This window comes from Micromonospora vinacea (genome assembly GCF_015751785.1).
GTDB classification, from domain to species: Bacteria; Actinomycetota; Actinomycetes; order Mycobacteriales; family Micromonosporaceae; genus Micromonospora; species Micromonospora vinacea.
Genome location: NZ_JADOTY010000001.1, coordinates 6,677,696 through 6,697,745, shown reverse-complemented (window position 1 = coordinate 6,697,745; position 20,050 = coordinate 6,677,696). Strand labels below are relative to the sequence as shown.

Genomic DNA, 20,050 nt, shown 5'->3' with positions numbered 1-20,050 from the left:
ACCACAGGGACCCGTTGCGGAAACGTCGAACGGCGCGACGTGCCGCCGGCCGATCACACTCGTGTCTCTGCTCAGGCCGTGTCGGCGGCCTGGCCGTCGGTCATGGGACTCCTCCTACCCTGCGCGGCCACGGCCCCACTCCTGCGTGGTCGAGTTCACGCACAGTTCATCGCAACTGGGTGTGAGTCATCGGTGTTCCCGCAGGCGGCGGCAGCGTTTGGCCGGTGGGCCGTGGCGTTCACCAGGTGAACGCGCCCGTGATCAGGATCCTTCCGAGCGACGGTCGGTGTTCATCCGCGAACCTCACTTGGTCCCTAGGGTCTTGCGCCGGCACGCCTTTCGCCGTCTGCGACACCCGGGAGCACGTCATGAGTCAGGCCATCGACATCCGCACATCGCCGGTGGGGGAGGGTCCACTGTGGCAGGCCATCGCCGCCCAGGCCCAGCGCCGGCCCGCGGCCGCTGCGGTGGTCGACGGCGCGGGTGAGCTGACCTACGCCGAGCTGGTTGCCCGCGTCGAGGAGCGGGCGGCGGAGTTGACGGTGACGGGGGTGTCGGACGGCGACCTGGTGGGGCTGCGCATGCCGCGTAGCCGGGACGCGGTCGTGGCGATGCTGGCGGTCCTGCGGGTGGGCGCGGGCTATGTGCCCATCGACCCCGCCTATCCGGTGGCGCGTCAGGAGCTCATCCTCGCCGACGCGAAGCCCCGCGCGGTCATCACATCGGACGGCGTCGTCGCGACGGACCCCCTGCTGCGAACGGAAGCGCACGCATCGGCTGGCGCGGGAGCGGCGTACGTCGTGTACACGTCCGGGTCGACCGGGCGGCCCAAGGGCGTGGTCGTGCCGATGTCCGCGCTCGCCGCGTTCTGCGCCGCCGCCCGGCAGCGCTACGAGCTCACCGAGGCCGACCGGGTCCTGCAGTTCGCGTCACTGAGTTTCGACGCCAGCGTCGAGGAGATCTTCCCGGCGCTGACCTGCGGGGCGGCCGTCGTGCTGCGCGACGATGACATGATCAGTCGCCCCGACCTGTTCCTGGACCGCTGCGCGGGACTCGGCATCACCGTGCTGGACCTGCCGACCGCGTACTGGCACGACCTGGTCGCCGCCCTGGACCGTGCCGAGGCGACAGTGCCCGCCACGGTCCGGCTGACGATCATCGGGGGCGAGGCCGCGCGGCCCGACGCGGTACGCCGGTGGCAGCGCGCCGCCGGCCCCGGGGTACGGCTGCTCAACACCTACGGGCCGACCGAGACCACAGTCGTCGCCACAGTCGCCGACCTGACCGGATGGGCCGGCGACGCCGTGCCGATCGGGCACCCACTTCCCGGCGTCACGTGTCGCGTACTGGCCGAGGACGACACCGAGACCCCGGACGGCGAAGCCGGGGAACTGGCGATCGGCGGAGCCCAGGTCGCCACCGGGTACCTGCGCCGGCCGGACCTGACCACCGAGCGATTCCGGCCGGGGCCTACCGGCCGGGAGTACCGCACCGGGGACCGGGTGCGCCGCGCCGCGGACGGGTCGCTGGAGTTCCTGGGGCGCCTCGACGCGCAGATCAAGATCCGTGGCTTCCGGGTGGAGCCGGGGGAGATCGAGGCGGCGCTACGGACCGCGCCGGGCATCGAGGACGCCGTTGTGGTGCTCGGTGAGCGGGGCGGCCAGGCGCGGCTGACCGGACACGTGGTGGCCGCCCGCGAGGTCGACCTGACCGCGGTTCGTGCCGCCCTGGCCGAGGTGCTGCCCGCGTACCTGGTCCCGGCCGCTCTGGTGCGCCACGACCGCCTGCCGCTCACCGTGCAGGGCAAGGTCGATCGACGGGCTCTGGCCGCGGTGGTCCCGGACAGCCCGGTCGTGGACCCCGGCCTCACCCCAGCGCAGCGCGCGGTGGCCCGGATCTGGACGGCGGTGCTCGGCATCCCGCAGGTACGCCAGGACGACGACTTTCTCGCACTCGGCGGCGACTCACTCGACGCCGTACGGATGATCAGCGCCCTGCGACACGAGCACGGTGTGGAGCTGACGTTGAGCCAGCTGTACGCGGCGCCCACCCTGGCGGAGGTGGCGAACCTCGTCACGAGCGCCAACACCGGCGGGGTGGCCGAGACGGTCGCCGTGGCCGAGGGCGTCCCGGTGGCGCTGAGCGCACTGCAGCGGGACTTCTGGGTCGCCGAGCAGGTCTGCGCCGACCTGCCCGCGCACACCCTGGGCATCCGCTACCGCTTCGCCGAGCCGGTCGACCCCGCCGCGCTGGCCCGAGCCCTCACTGCGCTGGCTCGTCGACACCCACTGCTGCGCGCCGGTTTTCCCGACGACGGTGCCGAGCCACGGATGGTGATCGGCTCCGACGCCCTGCTCGAGCTGGTGCAGGGGGAACCGGTCACGGCGAAGTTCGACCTCGCCGCCGGGCCGCTGGCGCGGGCGTACCTGGGCGCCGACAGTACGGAGCTGGTCCTGGTCGTGCACCATCTGGTGTTCGACGGCTGGTCCGCAACGGTCGTCGGGGAGGAATTGGCCGCGCTGTACCGCGCCGCCCGTACCGGCACGGAGCCGGACCTGGCCCCTCCCGCCGCGCTGCCCGATCTGGCGGCGCGGAACACGACCGCTCGCTCCGACGCGGACCTGCGGGAGTACTGGCGGCAGCGGTTCGTCGACGCGGACCTCGACCTGGAACTGCCCGCCGACCGGCCGCGCCCGGTGGCGCGGTCCTTCACCGCCGCGCGGCTGACCCGTCACGTCGACCCCGCGCTCCTGAATCGGCTGCGCGCCTACGGCCGAGGCGAGCGCGCGAGCCTGTTCATGGTGGTGCTGGCCGGGCTGCAGACGGTCCTCGCCCGCTACACCGGTCGAACCGACGTGACAGTGCTGACTCCGGTCGCCGGACGCACCGGACCGGGCGAGGCCGCCCTGGTCGGTCCGCTGCTCAACATCCTGCCCATGCGAGGCGACGTGGCCGGTGCACCGACGTTCGCTCAGTTGGTCGCGCGGGTCCGCGACGCCGTCCTGGCCGACCTCGACCACCAGACGCTCGCCCTGCCCGACCTGGTTGACGCGTTGGCGCGGCCCGGCAGCGGTAACCGGAACCGGGTCAGCCCGGTGATGCTCACCGTGCACAACACGCCGGCGCCGCGCGATACGGCTGTCCGGTACGCCGGGGAACTCGCGCCCGCCGCCACCATGGTGGACCTCGCCGTCGGCTTGGACTTCCCGGCCGACGGACCGCTGCTGACCATCGACTACGCGACCGAACTGTTCGACGAGCCACGGGTGGCGGCGCTGGCCGACCATCTGCTCACCCTGCTGGCCGCCGCCGCGAGCGACCCGGGCACCGAGGTACTACGCCTGCCGCTGCTGACCGCCGAGGAGCGGCACCGGATCCTGCACGACTGGAACGACGTCGCGGCGCCCGTGCCGGACGCGACGACGGTTCACGAGCTGTTCGAGCGGCACGCCGCAGCCACGCCCGACGCGCCGGCGCTGACGTTCCGCGGCGACACGATGAGCTACGGCGAGCTGAACAAGCGGGCCAACCGGATCGCCCGGCGGTTGCGGGCTGAGAGTGTCCGACCTCGCGACCGCGTGGCGATCTGCCTGGACCGGGGTCTGGACCTGTTCGTCGCGATGTGGGGCGTGCTCAAGGCGGGCGCGGCCTACGTGCCCCTCGACCCCGCCTACCCGCGCGAACGGCTCGACTACATGCTCGCCGACAGCGGCGCCGCAGTGCTCGTCGACGCCGCGTACCTACGGGACCCGCTGCCGGAGGACGGCAGCGACGTGCCGCCGGCCGCCTCGGCCGACGACCCGGCGTACGTCATCTACACCTCCGGCTCCACCGGCAAGGCCAAGGGCGTCGTCGTGACACACCGCAACCTGGTGCACGCCGCCGGCATGTGGCAGCGCGCCTACGACCTGCGGCCGGAATGGACCTACCAGCAGGCGGCCAGCTTCTCCTTCGACATGTTCGTCGGGGAGACGCTGCGGGCCCACACCATCGGCGGGCGGCTGGTCGTCGTGCCCCGGGAGACGCTGCTCGACCCCGCTGACCTGTACCAGCTGATGCGCACCGAACGGGTCGAGTGCACCGAACTGGTCCCTGCGGTGCTGCGCGGGCTGCTCGCGCACGCTGACCGCACGGGCGCGGGCCTTGCCTGGCTGCGGATGCTCATCGGCGGCGGCGAGAAGTGGCACGTGCACGAGTACGAGCTGGCCCGCCGCCTGGTCGGGCCGCACGGCCGGGTGGTCAACGCGTACGGCGTGACCGAGGTGACCGTCGACAACGTCTGGTTCGACGGCTCCGCGGCGCACCTGCCCGCCGAGGCGCCGCTGCCGATCGGCCGCCCGTTCCCCAACAACCGTGTGTACGTGCTGGACGCCCACGGCGAGCCGGTACCCGCGGGTGTCGTCGGCGAGCTGTACCTGGGCGGCGCCGGTGTCGCCCCCGGGTACCACCAGCGGCCCGAGCTGACCGCCGAACGTTTCGTCGATGACCCTTACGCCCCCGAACCCGGGGCCCGCATGTACCGCACCGGCGACGCGGCCCGCTTCCACGCCGACGGCACCGTCGATTTCCTCGGCCGCCTCGACGACCAGGTCAAGGTCAACGGCTACCGGATCGAACTGGGTGAGGTGGAGGCCGCGCTGGGCGCCCTGCCGGGCGTCGCGTCCTGCGCGGTCGCCGTGCACACCCCGGCCTCGGGTATCGCCCGGCTGATCGGATACGTGGTCACGGCGACCGGCCAGGAGGCCGACGAGGCCGCGCTCCGCGACGGGCTGGGCCGGGCCCTGCCCGTGCACATGGTCCCCGCCCGCGTGCTGACCCTGAGCGCGCTGCCGTTGACACCCAACGGCAAACTCGACCGGCGCCGTCTGCCGACGCCGCCGCAGACCGGTGCCACAGTGGCCGGCCCCGCGCCGGGGACACCACGGGAAAAGACGATCGCCGCGGCATGGTCCGCCGTGCTCGGTGTCGCCGACATCGGTCTTGACGACAGCTTCTTCGCCCTCGGCGGGGATTCGTTCGCGGCGCTGAAGGTGGTCCGGCAGATCACGCCGGCACCCACGCTGCTCGACCTCTACCAGCAACCGACCGTACGCCGACTCGCGGCACTGCTGGACGGCCGCGCGGAAAGCCCGCCCGTCGGGCGGCGGATGCTGCACCGGCTCACCCCGCGCGACGCGGACCTCGCCGCCGGTGGCATGACCGTCGTCGGCGTCCCGTACTCCGGTGGCAGCGCGGTCGCCTACCAGCCGCTGGCCGACGCGCTGCCGTCCACCTGGGCGCTGCTGGCCGTCGAGCTGCCCGGGCACGACTACGCCCGCCCCGACGAGCCACTGCTGCCCTCTGCCGAGGTGGCCGAGCGGGTGCTCGTCGAGCTCCAGGAGGTCAGCGGACCGGTGCTGCTGTACGGCCATTGCCTCGGCGTCGCCGTCACCATGCAGATCGCGCGGCGCGCCGAGGAGGCGGGCGTCGAACTCGCGGGCGTGGCGCTCGGTGCGGGCTTCCCGACGGCCCGGCTGCCGGGGCGGATCTTCGACTGGTTCTACCGGTTCGTGCCGACGGACGCGTTGACCTCGGACCGCGAGTACCTGGCCTACCTGCGGGGCCGCGGCGGCTTCACCGACGTGGACGACCCGCAGCAGCAGGCGTTCGTGCTGCGCAACGTGCGGCACGACGCCCGCGACGCCGAGGAGTTCTTCACGGCCGCCTACCTGGGGCAGACCGCCAGACTGAAGGCGCCCGTGCTGGCCGTCGTGGGCTCCCGCGACCGGGTGACCGAGCACTACCAGGAGCGCTACCGCGAGTGGGAGCACTTCGGCGAGGGCGGTGTGCACCTCGCGGTCCTGCCCAAGGCCGGGCACTTCTTCGTCAAGTCGCACGCGCAGCCGCTGGCCGCCGAACTCGTGGCGTTCGCGGGCGGCGTAACGACCGAACCGGTGCACCGGAACCACCAGGCGGGGCCCGCGCCAAGTCTCGCGCGCTTCGCGACGGTCGCCGCCGGTCAGTTCCTCTCGATGATCGGCAGTGGACTCAGCGCTCTCGTACTCAGCATCTGGGTCTTCCAACGCACCGGATCCCTCACCGACTTCGCCGTCGTCAACGCGATCGGCCTGCTACCCGGCATCCTCATCGGGCCGATCGCCGGCGCGGTCGTCGACCGCTGGGACCGGCGACGGGTGATGCTCGCCAGTGACGCCGTCGCGGGCCTGTCCATGGTGGCGCTGGCCATGACGGTGTTCGCCGGTGGCGGACTGCAGCTCTGGCAGATCTATCTGGCGGTGTCGGTCACCTCGATGGCTGGCGCATTCCAACGGCCCGCGTACCTCGCGGCCGTCGCCCAACTGGTGCCCAAGCGGTTCCTCGGGCACGCCAACGGCATCAGCCAACTCGGCGTTTCGGTCGGCACAGTGTTCGCCCCGCTGCTCGGCGCCGGCCTGATCGCCACCGTCGGCGTTTCCGGCGTGCTGCTCATCGACACCGCCACCTTCGCGGCCGGGGTGCTGTCCCTCCTGCTCGTGCGGTTCCCGAACCTGATGTTCCATCGACGGGAGGAGACGTTCCGCACCGAGATCGCGAACGGTTGGCGCTACATCATCCGCCGCCCCGGCCTGCGCGCCGCGTTGCGGTTCTTCATCGTCGACCATGCCTTCTACACGCTCGGCTTCGCCGTCATCACCCCGATGCTGCTCATCGAGCAGAGACCGGCGGTGCTCGGTCTGGCCCTGGGCGCCGGCGGCGTCGGAGGGCTCGCCGGCAGTGTGGTCATGGGCGTCTGGGGTGGGACCGTCCGTCGCGCGCACGGCCTCATCCTCTTCATGGGCCTGGGCAGCATCGCGATGACTGTCGTCGGGCTCGGCGCCGGCCCGGTGTGGGTGATCGTGGGCATGTTTCTGCTGACTTTCGGTGAGTCGCTCGCCGAGGGGCACTGGATCGCCGTCGTACAGACGAAGGTCGGCTTCGAGTTGCAGGGCCGCATCCTGTCGATCTTCATCTCGCTGATGATGCTCACGATGCCGATCGGCTACCTGGTGGTCGGCCCCCTCGCCGAACGGTACGTCCAGCCGCTGCTCGAACCCGGAGGCGCCCTCGCCAACAGCGTCGGCGAGGTGCTCGGCACCGGACCCGGCCGCGGACTCGCGCTGCTGGTGACCATCAGCGGCCTGCTGCAACTCGCGTGGGCCGTTCGGGGCTGGCTCGACCGCCGGCTGCGCCTGCTCGAGGACGGCCTGCCCGACGCCCTCCCGCCCGCCGAGATCGGCTCCCGCGACGACCTGCAGCGCGCCGCCGACGCCGCCCTGCCCACCCCCCGCTGACACCCACCCCCACGAAAGGCCACCACGTGTCCGTCGACACCCACATCGAGCACCCCATCGACGCGTACGGGACCCCCCTGATCGACGCACAGAACCTCGTACCCGGGGCCCGGATCCTCATCAAGGACGAGACCCGGTACGCGTCCGGAAGCCACAAGGAACCCGCCGCACGCCAGGTCGTCGCCCAGGCGATCGCCGAAGGTCGACGGCGCATCGTCATCGCCACCTGCGGTAACTACGGGCGCGCGATGGCCATGGCCTGCGGCGCCGTCGGCATGCCCTGCACCGTCGTGCTGCCCACCGGCTGGAGCGACGGCGGCGCCTTCATGCGCTCGGCCGGCGCGGACGTGCACCTGATCGACGGCAGCTACGAGGACGCGGTCGACGAGTCTCGACGACTGGCCACCTTCGACGGCGCGATCGACGGCAACGTCGACGGACCCTACGTCGAGGCGGTGTTCACCGGCCACGGCACCGTCGCCCACGCCCTGCACGCCGAGCTCGACGAACCGCCGGCGGCGTTGTGGATCCCGGTCGGCAACGGCACCACAGTCATCGCCGTACACAAGGCGCTGGGCCAGCTCGGGTGGGACGTGCCGCTGCACGGCGTCGGCTCGGCCGGCAACAACCCGCTGGTGACGAGCTGGCCGGGACCGTACCGGATGCTCGACCCGGACGGCGTCACCACGACCGACCACAACCAGCCGCTGGTCAACTGGCACGCACTACAGGGCCCCGAGGCCCTCGATGCGATCAGAGCCAGCGGCGGTGCCGTGCACGCGGCCACCGACGACGAACTGCTCACCGCGCGACACCTGCTCGCCGAGTACGGAGCCCAGCCCACCGCCGCCGGCTCGGTCGCCCTGGCCGGGCTGCTCGCTCACGCCCGCAGCACCGCGTTGGCCGGAACCCACGTCGTCCTGCTCAGCGGCCGCTGATCCCACCCACCCGCCCCCGAGGAAAGAACCATGACGCTCACCGCCGCGCCCGCGTCCATCCCTACCCCCGCGCCCACCCTGCTGTTCGCCCGCGCCCGCACCACCGGCGCCGACGAGCGCGTCTTCCTCGGCAAGCTGGGCGTCCTGGCCCTGATCACCGCGGCCGGGGCCACCCTCGCCCTGCGTCCGGAGCCGGTCGCGGTCGTCGCAGGCGTGCTGCTGCTGGCCGCCATGTACACCCACGCGGTCGAGCTCCAACACCAGGTACTGCACCACTCCGCGTTCCGCAGGGCGTGGCCCCACCGCCTGGTCGGGGTGCCACTCGGCCTCCCACTGTTCGTCGTCTACAGCCACTACCGGGTACGGCACCTGCAGCACCACCGCTTCCTGGGCACCCCGCACGACACCGAGTTCTTCGGATTCGACACACGCCAATCGCTGACGCTGGCCACGCTGCTGCGCGGATCGTTCGACTACCACCGCGTCCTGGTCGTGCTACGGGACGTCGTCCGCAGCGCGGCCGGCCGGTGGAACTACGAGTTCGGTGACATCAGTCCGAAAATGCGGCGTCACGTCGTGCAGGAGCACCTGGTCCAGGGCGCTGCGGTTCTCACCGCCAGCGGTCTGGCCGTCGCGGGTCTCGGTGAGTACGTGTTGCTGCTCTGGGTGCTGCCGCTCGTCGCCGCCGTGCCGATGCACTTTCTCGTTGAGCTGCCCGAGCACATCCTCTGCGACACCGATACCACCGACGTGCTCCACAACACCCGTTCGATCCGAGGTAGCTGGTTGAGTACCTGGTACACCAACGGCAACAACCTGCACATCGAGCACCACGCCGCGATGAGCGTGCCCATCAACCAGCTCCCCGCCCGGCACGAGGAAACGAGGCGGCTCGCCACACACGTCGAGCGGACCTACACCGACTTCTACCGCACGCTATGGCAGGCGCTGCGCGCCCCGAAGTAGCCCTCGAGCAGCCGCGAGCGGACGGTATCACCCCCGATCTGGCCGAATACCGCTGAGTGTGACAGTAGGTACTCAGGCACGCGGTCCGACCAGGCCGTTGTCGTACGCGAAGATGACTGCCTGGATGCGGTCTCGCGCTCCGATCTTGGCCAGGACGCGTCCGACATGCTTCTTCACAGTGGATTCGGTGAGGGTGAAGCGTTCGGCGATCTCGGTGTTGGTGGCGCCCTGGCCGATTGCTTCGAGGACCTCTCGCTCTCGTTCGCTGAGTGTGGTCAGGCGAGGGTCGGCGTGCGTGGTCGGTTCCGGATGCTGGAGGTAGGCGTCCATCAGCTTGCGGGTCAGGCTGGGCGCTACCACTGAGTCTCCGCTCGCGACGGCGCGGATGCCGGCGATCAGCTCCTCTGGGCGGGCGTCTTTGAGCAGGAAGCCGCTCGCTCCGGCTCGCAGTCCGGCGTAGACGTATTCGTCCAGGTCGAATGTGGTCAGGATAAGCACGCGGGTACGTGAGCCGGCCGCTGTTATGCGGCGGGTGGCCTCGATGCCGTCCATGCCGGGCATGCGCACGTCCATCAGCACCACATCAGGCCGAATCTGATCGACTTTCCGCACTGCCTCGGCGCCGGCGGATGCCTCACCCACCACCATCATGCCCGGGGTGCCGTCGAGCAGCATCCGGAAACCCATCCGTTGCAACTGCTGGTCGTCGGCGATCAGGACGGTGGTCATGAGGGCTCCTTGAGGACCACGTCGACGAGCCAGCCTCTCTCGGCCGGGCCGGCGGTCACCTCGCCGCCGTACATGGCGGCGCGTTCCCGCATGCCGAGCAGGCCGTGACTCGGGTGAGCCGGCCCGCCGCGACCGTTGTCGCGTACCTGTACCCGTACCTCGCCGTCGGCGACAGCCAGAGTGACGTCTGCGGCCGCGCCGCGGCCCGCGTGTTTGAGGGTGTTGGTGAGCGCTTCCTGAACGATGCGGTAGACCGCGAGCTGCACGCCCCGACCGAGGGTGTGCAGCTCACCCGAGGTGGAGTAGGTGACTGGCAGCCCGGTCGCCCGCACGCTCGGCAGCAGCCGGTCGAGATCGTCGATTCCGGGCTGCGGGCTCAGCTGCGGATCGGCGTCTTCCTCGCGCAGGACGCCCAGCACCCGGCGCAGCTCGGAGAGCGCCTGCCGGCCGGTGTCACCGATCAACCGGAGCGGCTCGGCGGTCTGCTCAGCCCGCGCGGTGGCGAGCGCGGCGCCGCCGTCGGCCAGGCCCACGATCACCGAGACGTGATGTCCGACGATGTCGTGCATCTCGCGGGCCACCCGGGCCCGCTCCTCGGCGACGGCGAGGCGGGCCCGCTGATCCCGCTCGACCTCCAGGCGGGCGGCGCGGTCCTCGAGAGCGATGAGGTACGCCCGGCGGGTGCGCACCGCGACGCCGGACGCGACCGCGGCCCCCGACGTGCCGAGAACCAGGAACAGCGTGATGATGCGGTTCTCCGTCACCGGGTTGAGCAGGTAGATCTCGGCGACCAGCAGCGCGATGGTGATCACGGTGGCCCAGGCCAGCGCCCGCCACGAACCGCGGGAGGCTACCCCGAAGAGCATCACGAGCAGGATCACCCCGGCGCCGACGCCGACGTCCAGCAGCCCCTGGATCAACTCGATGAGGGCGGTGACCAGGAACGCCGGGAACGGGTACCGCCGCCGCCAGTACAGCGGCGGCAGCAGGGCCAGCGTCGCGATCGTCGCCGACAGGGGATTCTCGATGATGTTCGGGATGCTGAAGAGCACGATAGGAATGGCCACCAGCGTGTCCATGACCCACGGGCGGAGCCGGTCGAAGGCCCGCAACCGCGCCTGCCGGTCCACCAGCCATCCCTGCGTGCTCATCAGCCGATTCTCCCCTTACGCGCTTACGCGTCGGTCCTTTTGAGCCGGTACGCCGCCGCGGCGAGCGTCACGATCACATACCCGGCGAAGACCGCGAGGCCGGCCCAGGGCGCCAGGGTGCCGTCCGCCTGGGTCAGCGCCATCACCGCGCTGCCGGCGTTGCTGGGCAGGTACGGGGTGATGGCCTCGGAGATCGAGTCCGGCAGCAGCGCGGCCAGACCGGGCACGATCAGCAGCAGGCCGGACAGGATCGCGATGGCGCCGGCGCTGGAGCGGACGAGCATGCCGAGCGCGACGCCGAGCACCGCGACCAGCCCCAGATAGAGGCCGGCGCCGACCAGGGCCCGCAGCACACCGTCGTCACCGAGGCCCAGCCCGGCGACCTTGTCGTTGAGCACGGCCGACCCCGACGCGAAAGCAGCGAAGGCGCCGGCGGTCATCGTGACGAAGGCGGCCGACCCGGCCACGAGGCTCTTCGACCACAGCACCGGCAACCGGCGCGGCACCGCGGTGAGGGTCGCCCGGATCATGCCGGTGGTGTATTCGCTCGCCCCCAGCAGCGCGCCGAGCACACCGACGGACAGAGCGGCCAGGGCGCTGCCCGACAGGGCCAGGTCGACCGAGGTCAAGTTGTCGCCCGAGAAGGAAGCCGAGGCGATCATGCCGAAGGCGATCAGGAGGAGAGCGGAGATGCCGGTCGTGATCCAGGTGGAACGCAGGGAGGAAAACTTGGTCCATTCGGCGGCGGCGACGCCACCAGGGGTGATCTTCATCGGGAGGCCTCGTATTCGACAGCGTCGCGGGTCAGGTCCATGAACGCCTCTTCCAGCGAGGCGTTCTGCGGGGTGAGCTCGAACAGCGGGATGCCGCGAGCGGCCGCGGCCAGGCCGATCTTGCGGGCGGAGGTGCCGGCGACGAGCAGTTCCTCGGCGCCGGTCGAGGTGACCGTGATGCCCGGGCCGGCAATCGTCGTGCGCAGCGCGTCGGGGGCGGGAGTGACGACCCGGACGCCCTCGGCGGTCACGAAGTCGGCCACGGTGCTGTCGGCCAGCAGCCTGCCCCGGCCGATGATGACCAGGTGGTCCGCGATCAGCGAGACCTCGCTCATCAGGTGTGAGGACAACATCACGGTGCGGCCCTCGGCGGCCAGGCCGGTGAGCAGGTTGCGCACCCAGAGGACCCCCTCGGGGTCGAGTCCGTTGACCGGCTCGTCGAGCATCACCACGGCCGGGTCACCGAGCAGCGCGGCGGCGATGCCGAGCCGCTGGCCCATGCCGAGGGAGAACGCGCCGACCCGCTTGTGCGCGACGGCCGAGAGGCCGACCATGTCGAGCACCTCGTCGACGCGGGAGCGCGGGATTCCGTGCGTGCGAGCCATGGCGAGGAGGTGGCTGACCGCCGTGCGGCCGGGGTGCATGGCCTTCGCCTCGAGCAGCGCGCCGATCTCGCGCAGCGGTGCCTGCGACGACGCGTACGGCTTGCCGTTGACCAGCACGTCGCCGGAACTCGGCGCGTCGAGGCCGACGATCATCCGCATGGTCGTCGATTTGCCGGCGCCGTTGGGGCCGAGGAAGCCAGTGACCTGTCCGGGCTTCGCGGTGAACGACAGGCGGTCGACGACCGTCTTCGCACCGTATCGCTTGGTTACTTCGCGTACCTCAATCATGCGAGCAACGCTAGATGCGCGCAGGGTCAGGATCGTGGTACCGCAGTCGACACTTCCCGGCCGACAGTGGTACCCGGGTACCACTGGCCACCCGTCGGCGGCTCACTCAGCGGCCTGCACGTTGTGACTACACAGAGTGACTAATCAAGCCGCAGTCCGCACCGACCGGTGGGCGACCAGTGACGCCACGTCATACGTCGGAGTGACGTGGCGCCACTGCCGGACGGCCACGGCGGCTGGTGGCATGGAGGCACCGAGCCGGGCGCGAAGACGCAGCCGTGAACAGCCGACCGAGGGGTAGGCCATGCGGCCGGTCACACCGAGGACGCCTCGGGCGTACGTGTGGAAGCGCGATGAAAGGAGCCCCCTCCTCGTCAAACGCCTCGTCGGATTCGCTCGGGCGATGTCCTTTGATCGGCGCCGGTGATGCCAGATCAGCATGAACACCGCCAGTTCCGTCTTCGACCACATGGCGGATCCCTGTCAGGGTCGAGTCCTGTCCGACCAGCGCCGCCCGCGCTGGACCGACGCAGTGACCAAGGAGCGATGATGAGCGTTGCGACACACCGTCTGGTGGCCGCGGTGGCGGCGGTGTCCCTGGCCGCGTGCGGCCCCGCTGATGCCGCCCGGCAACCGACGCCCGACCCCGTGGCAACGGCCGCCTCCGCCGCCGACCGAGACCACGAGTTCCGGCGACTGGAGGGGATGTTCGACGCACGGTTGGGGGTCTACGCCATCGACACCGGCACCGGCCGGACCGTGCAGTACCGGGCCGACGAACGGTTCGCGTACGCCTCGACGTTCAAGGCGTTGGCCGCCGCCGAGGTCCTCGACGAGACCACCGACGCCGAGCTGGACCGGGTGGTGCGGTACTCGGCGGACGACCTGGTGACCTACTCGCCGATCACTGAGCAGCACGTCGCCACGGGCATGACGCTGCGCGCCATCGCCGACGCCGCCGTGCGGTACAGCGACAACACCGCCGGCAACCTGCTGTTGCGCCACCTCGGCGGACCGCAGAAGTTCGAGAAGGAGCTGCGGGAGGTTGGCGACAAGGTCACCGATCCGGCGCGTTACGAGACCGAACTCAACGAGGCGCGGCCCGGTGACCGGCGGGACACCAGCACGCCGCGGGCGCTGGCCGAGGATCTGCGGGCGTACGCCGTCGGCGACGCCCTCGACCCGGCGGACCGCGACACCCTCAACGGTTGGCTGCGGGGCAACACCACCGGCGGCGAGCTGATCCGCGCCGGTGTTCCGGACGGCTGGGTCGTCGGGGACAAGACCGGCGCTGGTGGGTACGGCACCCGCAACGACATCGCGGTGATCTGGCCGCCGGACCGGGCGCCGATCGTCCTTGCGGTGCTGTCCAGCCGCGACGAGAAGGACGCCAGCTATGACAACGCCCTCATCGCCGAGGCGGCGAAGGTGGTGATGGCCGGCTGGTGACCGGATGACCGGCACCCACTCGTCGCCGAGCGCCCGCACGGACGTTCCGGACACTGCGGGGCGGCAGCGGTGAAGGACCCGACGGGGGCGTGGGACGCCGGTTGGCGGGCCGCTGCCGCCCTGCACCTTCCGGCCCGACGACCCCGAGGAACCCGACCGTGATGAGCGCTGCAATGGGAATGTCACGCCACCCGAAAGGAACCTCATGAACACCCCAAGATCCCACGACCCCTGGGAGACGACGAGTCGTCCGAGCACCTCTCCGGCAGGAAGCTCGCGCCCGGTGACGCCGGAGCATTCCCGGTCGGCCGTCGACAGCACCCGACCCTTCGGCGCCCACCTGCGCATGAGCTGGTGGAAGCCGCTCGTGGTCATCCTTGTGCCGTCGCTGGTGATGCTGGCTCTCCAGGTGGTGCTCTACCAGGTCGTGGGCGTCATCGAGGGCAGTGACAACCCGATGTCGCCCACGATGACACCGTTGAAGTCCCTGGCCATCAACATCAGCATCGGCACGACGGGGGTCGTGGCGGTCCTGCTCCTGGCGCGGATCGCCAAGGTGCCGTGGCGCAGCCTGATCAGCTCACCCCGGGCCTTCGACGCACGCCGCCTGACGTACTACCTGATGGCAGCCGCGTTGCTCGTCGGCGCGGGGATCGGCGTCGTCGCGCTGGTCGCACCCGACTCGACGCCTTGGGTCGGCTTCGGTGTCAGCGGCACGACGATCGGCCTGCTGGTGGTCACCGTACTGAGTACGCCGCTACAGTCCGCAGGCGAGGAACTGCTGTGGCGAAGCGCCGTGCTGCCCGCCGCCGCGTCCTGGGTGCGTGCGGTCCGGCCGGCTCTGGCAGTCGGGCTCGTCGTCTCCAGCCTGGGCTTCGCCATGCTTCACGGGTCGACCGACCCCTGGCTGTTCGGCTACTTCACCTTTATCGGCCTCTGCACCGGCCTGATGGCCATCATCAGCCGCGGCATCGAGGCGCCGGTCGCCTTCCACGTCGCCAACAACGTCCTGTTCGGGATCATCAACACGGTGATGGCCGACGGCGAGCCCTACGCGATCGACCGGTCCACCGACACCGGCGACGCGTCCCTCTTGATCCTCGGCGCCGTCAACATCGCCATGGTGGCGCTGGTCTGGCTGCGCGAGCGGCGGGCCCGGGCCACCCGCTGACTAGCCCCACCAGGGCGGGGTTCCCGTCCGTAGGTGGTCGTGCAGGGCGCGGGCGACCTGTGCCATCGTCGCCTCACTGCCAGGCTGCGCGACGGCGGGCACCCGGGAGGCGGTGAGCGCGGCGACCGCGTACGACTGCCCGTCGGCGTGCTCCACCACCCCCACCTCGTGGCGCAGGTGCAACAGCGTGCCGGTCTTCGACGACCAGCGGGAGGCGTCGGAGGTGAAGTCGGGCGCGAGCCGCTGCCGATGCAGGTTGTCGCCCATCAGGGCACGTACCCGCGCGGCAGCGGTCTCCTGGATCGCCGACGGCCGCCAGAGGGCCTGCAACAGGTCGACGAAGGCCCGCGCCGACCCGGCGTTGGCGCGGGTGATGTCGAGTTGGGCGACCGGGTGCCCCTGCCCGGAGGTCGCCGCGCCGATGGCGAGGGAGTGAGCCAGGTGCACCTCGTCGGGGCCGAGACGTTCCGCCGGAGTGTCGGCGAGGTCACCGACCCGGTGCCGCACGGCGATGCCGTTGATGCGCAGTCGGCGCAGTTCGGCTGTGACCGTGGCCGGCGGGGTGAGGTCGAACAGGGCGTCGGCGGCGACCCCGTCGCTGATGGCGGTGCTCAGGTAGAGCAGGTCGTCCACGGCGATCCGCGCCGGATGGCGGAAGCGGCTCAGCCCGGTCGGGCCCGGTGTGGTGATCCGACCGGGCGCGATATCGACCGGCGTCGCCGGGTCGAGTTCCCCGCGCGCGACCCGTTCGAGCACGGCGACCGCCAGCGGCACCTTCACCAGCGACGCCGCCGGATACGGGGTGTCCACGTCGAAGCCGATCTCCTCGCCGGTGTCGAGGTGGCGGACCAGGAAAGCGCCGTGCAGCCCCGCCTCGTCGAGCAGTTCGCGCGCGTTGCGGACGACGGCGCTGGCGCTCATGTCGCCGCGCCCAGGCATTGCGCCAGGTCCGCGTGCAGGACTGTTCTCAGCTGTTCGAGGTCCTCACGGAGGCCGGCGGCGATGTCGTAGCCCCGTACGAGTGGAGGGCCGGCGAGGGGACACCAGTGCAGCCCGAAGTCCTCGGCCTGCTGACGGGAGCAGAGCAGCAGGTCGGGTGAGCTCAGCGCCGTCGCTGCGGCGTCGACGAGGGACGGCGCGACGGTGACCTGGGCCGGCGCCAGTCCGGCCGACTGGCCGGCACGGGTCAGTGGGTCCCGCAGCTGGGCGACGTCGTCCTCGGGCTGGATGAGGATCCGCCGTCGTGCCTGTGTGCGGGCTCGGCCGCTGCGCAGCGTCTCCAGGAACACAGTCGACGCCGGGAAGGGGGTCCGGGCGGCCAGCCCGAGCGGAACCCGCCAGGAAGCCGCCGCCTCCGTAACCGCTACGAGCCCCGCGCCGACCTCCAGGGTCTGGCAGAGCCGGGCGCGTTCCTGCGGGCCGGCCGGCCGTACCTCCAGATCGAGCCGATGACGTCGGCTCGCGACCACCAGGGCGGCGAGGCGGTGCGGCGGGCAGATTTCGGGTACGGCGACCCGTAGCGGGCGCAGCCGGGCCCGCTCGGCGTCGTCGGCCATCGCGTCGGCGAGATCGACCAGGCGACGGGCCGTGGGCAGCATGTCCTGCCCGAACGGCGTCAACCGGACCGCGCGGGACGACCGGTCGAACAGCCGCGCCCCGAAGTGTTCCTCCAGCCCGGCGATCCGGCGACTGGCGACCGACTGGGGGATGCCCGCCGCGGCGGCGCCGGAGGTGAAACTGCCGTGACCGCTGACGGCGACGAAAGCCCGGCAGGCGGCGACCACATCCATCCACCGAACCTATACCTGGAACGCATGGAAGCGGCGGCAGGAGGCCTGAGCGGGATTGTTCCCCTCCTGGCTCCTGCGCTCGGTGCCGACAATCCTGGCGCGGATGGTGCCCAGCACGACGGCACGGGTGCCGTCCGCCAGGCTGTTCAGTCATCGGGGGTGCGTCTTGTCCGTGGGCGGCGCGGCGACGTGGTACGACTGCTTCAGTAACAAAGCCGACGAAGCGGGCGGGCCGGGTGGCGAGGAACAGAGTGGCCAATCTGCTGCGCAGGCGTGAGAGTCCGCAGCGGCCGACCTTCCTGGAACTGTTCTTCGATCTCGTCTACGTCTTCGCGCTCACCCGGATCGTGCACGAGTTGGTGTTGGACTACACCAGGGGTCACGTCGCGGAGCGGTTGACCACATCCCTTGCGGAGAACGGCGAGACTCTGCTGCTGCTTTTGGCCCTCTGGTGGATCTGGACCCAGACGGCATGGGTGACCAGCAGATTCGATCCATTCCAGCCGCCGATCCAGTTCGTTGTCGTTGCGACAATGTACGGGAGCCTGCTCCTGGCGGTCGCGATCTCGGGGGCTCTCGCCGAGACTGGCCTGCTCTTCGCGAGCACCTATGTCGCGATTCAGGTGGGCCGCACCCTCTTCTTCGTAGGCATCGTGCGCGGTCACAATCTGCGCCGCGTCAATATGCTGGCGCTCATCTGGTTCGGCGCGTCGGCCGTACCGTGGCTCGCCGGAGCCTTCGCTCCCGAGGTGACCCGCAATTCGCTGTGGACGGTGGCCCTGGCGATCGACTACCTGGGGGCCAGACTCGGTTGGCCGGTACCGGGGCTGGGTCGCTCGCGGGTGTCCCCGTGGGCCGTCGCGGGCGAGCACTTGGCCGAGCGCTACTGGCAGCTTGTCATTGTCGCGCTTGGTGAGACGATCCTGACCTCCGGATCGAGTCTTCTCCGCGGTCCGATCGTGGCGCAACGAACAATGGCCCTTACCTTGTCGTTCCTCACCACGGTGTTGCTGTGGCGGATCTACTTCTATCGAGCTGGCCAAATCCTGGGCGAGGCCATCGCGGCATCCGCCGACCCCGGCCGGCTCGGTCGGTTGGCCGAGTTCGCACACCTACTCATGGTGTCCGGCATCCTCGCCAGCTCAGCCGGCTCCGAACTCGTCCTCATAGATCCGTCCGGAGATGCCAAACCCGCCTGGGTCGGGGCCATCCTCGGAGGGCCTGCGCTCTACCTCGCCGGGCGCTCAGTATTCGAGTACGTGGCCTTCGCCCGAGTGTCCTGGCCGCGGCCGATCGGGATCCTCGTCCTCGCGGCCATGGCGCCGATCATGGTCGGCCTACCGCCCCTCGGGGTCGCTGCAGCAGCAGTCGCGGTCCTGCTCGGCGTCGCCGTCACTGACACGACCCGAGCCCGCGGACGTCCATTGGAGGAGGCCTCGCCGCCACGCTGACGCGTCCCGGGCACCCCACCGGACAAAGTCAGTTCGCTGGTGACGTTTCAGATCGGGATCAAGCCTGCTTGCGTGGCTGCTGCTGTCACCGTAGTCGAGGAACGGGATGAACCCGGTTCAGGCGTTCTTCCACAGGTGGATCACCGCCGGCCGCCGGTCGCCCCCGCCCGGCCGGGTGCCAGGGCCCGCCGTTCGACGGACCCTGGCACCCGGGGAAGATCAGCGCAGGGTGTCGATGTCGATGACGAACCGGTACCGCACGTCCGAGGCGAGCACCCGCTCGTACGCGTCGTTGACTGCCTCGGCGCCGATGACCTCGACCTCGGGGGCGATGCCGCGCTCGGCGCAGAAGTCGAGCATCTCCTGCGTCTCGGCGATGCTGCCGATGCTGGAGCCGGCGAATGAACGTCGGTTGCCGAACAACGCGAAGACGGGCACCGGCAGCGGCTGCGGCGGGGCGCCCACGCTGACGAGCGTGCCGTCCAGACGCAGCAGGCCGAGGTAGCTGGCCATGTCGATCGGTGCGCTGACCGTGTTGATGATCAGGTCGAAGCTGTTCTTGAGCGCCTCGAACGTCGCCGGGTCCTTGGTGGCGTGGTAGTGCTCGGCTCCGAAGCGCAGGCCGTCGTCCTTCTTGCCCAGCGTCTGCGACAGCACGGTCACCTCGGCGCCCATCGCCGCGGCGATCTTGACGGCCATGTGGCCCAGACCACCCAGGCCCACCACGGCGACCTTCTTGCCGGGACCGGCGTTCCAGTGCGCCAACGGAGAGTAGGTGGTGATGCCCGCGCACAGCATCGGCGCGGCCGCCTCGTACGGGATGCTTTCCGGCACCCGCAGCACGAAGTTTTCGTTCACGACGATGTGGGTCGAGTATCCGCCCTGGGTGACGGTGCCGTCCCGGTCGACGCTCGCGTACGTCTGGGTGTTGCCCTTGAGGCAGTACTGCTCGTTTCCGGTGCGGCAGTTCTCGCACTCGCGACACGAGTTGACCATGCAGCCGACACCGGCACGGTCGCCGACGGCGTGGCGGGTGACGTCGGCGCCGACCTCGGTGATCCGGCCGACGATTTCGTGGCCGACGGTGAGTGGGTAGGGAACGCTGCCCCAGTCGCCGCGCACGGTGTGGATGTCGGAGTGGCAGATGCCGGCGTAGCGGATTTCGATGAGGACATCGTGCGGGCCCAGGTCCCGCCGCTCGATCGTGGTACGCACGAGCGGTTCGGTGGCGGAAGGCGCGGCGATGGCGTTGACGGTGAAGATGGTGTCCTCCGGTGACGTGATGCTGACCAACCTGCACCTCACCACAGCCGTGGCGGCGCTGCGAGTCTCTGTCAAGGCGCGTACTGCTGTACCCCTCAGGAGCGCCGGGTGTCGCTCCGGCCGATCAGGGTACTTCTTTGCTGCGCCCACTTTCCTGGCAGCACCA

General features: G+C 70.7%; 13 protein-coding genes. 6 read left to right on the top strand and 7 right to left on the bottom strand.

The genetic code is table 11. The features are described from left to right. Positions 1-368: 368 nt before the first annotated feature. The 3 genes from IW249_RS31265 to IW249_RS31255 are packed head-to-tail and all read left to right on the top strand — an operon-like array spanning position 369 to position 9,214. Positions 369-7,310 (top strand): non-ribosomal peptide synthetase/MFS transporter, encoded by a 6,942-nt coding sequence (locus IW249_RS31265; protein WP_196924078.1) that lies wholly within the window; start codon positions 369-371, stop codon positions 7,308-7,310. 26 nt (positions 7,311-7,336) lie between these two features. Next, positions 7,337-8,248, top strand: a complete 912-nt coding sequence (locus IW249_RS31260) for a pyridoxal-phosphate dependent enzyme (protein ID WP_196924077.1) — start codon at positions 7,337-7,339, stop codon at positions 8,246-8,248. 30 nt (positions 8,249-8,278) lie between these two features. Continuing rightward, entirely contained in the window at positions 8,279-9,214 is a 936-nt protein-coding gene (locus tag IW249_RS31255; protein ID WP_196924076.1) for a fatty acid desaturase family protein, read from the top strand. Positions 9,215-9,286: 72 nt separating this feature from the next. On the opposite strand, the gene IW249_RS31250 is transcribed toward IW249_RS31255, so the two are convergent. From IW249_RS31250 to IW249_RS31235, 4 genes are read right to left on the bottom strand one after another with little or no spacing between them, the layout of a single operon-like run. Continuing rightward, positions 9,287-9,943 carry a response regulator gene (locus tag IW249_RS31250; protein ID WP_196924075.1) on the bottom strand — a complete coding sequence of 219 codons (657 nt, stop codon included), beginning with the start codon at positions 9,941-9,943 and terminating at the stop codon, positions 9,287-9,289. Next, the gene (locus IW249_RS31245) at positions 9,940-11,094 is read right to left on the bottom strand and encodes a sensor histidine kinase (protein WP_196924074.1); all 1,155 of its coding nucleotides are present in this window, start codon (positions 11,092-11,094) and stop codon (positions 9,940-9,942) included. Before IW249_RS31245 ends, IW249_RS31250 begins: the two co-directional genes overlap by 4 nt. Positions 11,095-11,117: 23 nt before the next feature. Beyond that, positions 11,118-11,867, bottom strand: coding sequence for an ABC transporter permease (locus IW249_RS31240; RefSeq protein WP_196924073.1), 750 nt, complete (start codon positions 11,865-11,867; stop codon positions 11,118-11,120). Beyond that, positions 11,864-12,760, bottom strand: a complete 897-nt coding sequence (locus IW249_RS31235) for an ABC transporter ATP-binding protein (RefSeq protein ID WP_196924072.1) — start codon at positions 12,758-12,760, stop codon at positions 11,864-11,866. Before IW249_RS31235 ends, IW249_RS31240 begins: the two co-directional genes overlap by 4 nt. Before the next feature lie 549 nt (positions 12,761-13,309). Here IW249_RS31235 and bla point away from each other — a divergent pair. Both bla and IW249_RS35105 read left to right on the top strand, forming a co-directional pair. Next, on the top strand, positions 13,310-14,209 hold the full coding sequence (bla, locus tag IW249_RS31230; protein ID WP_196924071.1) for a class A beta-lactamase: 900 nt from the start codon (positions 13,310-13,312) through the stop codon (positions 14,207-14,209). 283 nt (positions 14,210-14,492) lie between these two features. Further along, complete coding sequence (locus IW249_RS35105; protein ID WP_196924070.1) at positions 14,493-15,380, top strand: CPBP family intramembrane glutamic endopeptidase; 888 nt, start codon at positions 14,493-14,495, stop codon at positions 15,378-15,380. Here IW249_RS35105 and IW249_RS31220 read toward each other — a convergent pair whose 3' ends face one another. Together IW249_RS31220 and IW249_RS31215 are read right to left on the bottom strand one after the other, a co-directional pair. Further along, positions 15,381-16,301, bottom strand: coding sequence for a serine hydrolase (locus IW249_RS31220; RefSeq protein WP_196924069.1), 921 nt, complete (start codon positions 16,299-16,301; stop codon positions 15,381-15,383). Beyond that, complete coding sequence (locus tag IW249_RS31215) at positions 16,298-17,170, bottom strand: LysR family transcriptional regulator (RefSeq protein WP_196924068.1); 873 nt, start codon at positions 17,168-17,170, stop codon at positions 16,298-16,300. Before IW249_RS31215 ends, IW249_RS31220 begins: the two co-directional genes overlap by 4 nt. 251 nt (positions 17,171-17,421) lie before the next feature. On the opposite strand from IW249_RS31215, the gene IW249_RS31210 reads away from it, so the two are divergent. Then, positions 17,422-18,621, top strand: a complete 1,200-nt coding sequence (locus IW249_RS31210) for a low temperature requirement protein A (RefSeq protein ID WP_307788766.1) — start codon at positions 17,422-17,424, stop codon at positions 18,619-18,621. Between the two features lie 219 nt (positions 18,622-18,840). Here the strand turns inward: IW249_RS31210 and IW249_RS31205 are convergent, their stop codons facing one another. Then, positions 18,841-19,884, bottom strand: a complete 1,044-nt coding sequence (locus IW249_RS31205) for an NAD(P)-dependent alcohol dehydrogenase (protein ID WP_196925036.1) — start codon at positions 19,882-19,884, stop codon at positions 18,841-18,843. Positions 19,885-20,050: the final 166 nt, after the last annotated feature.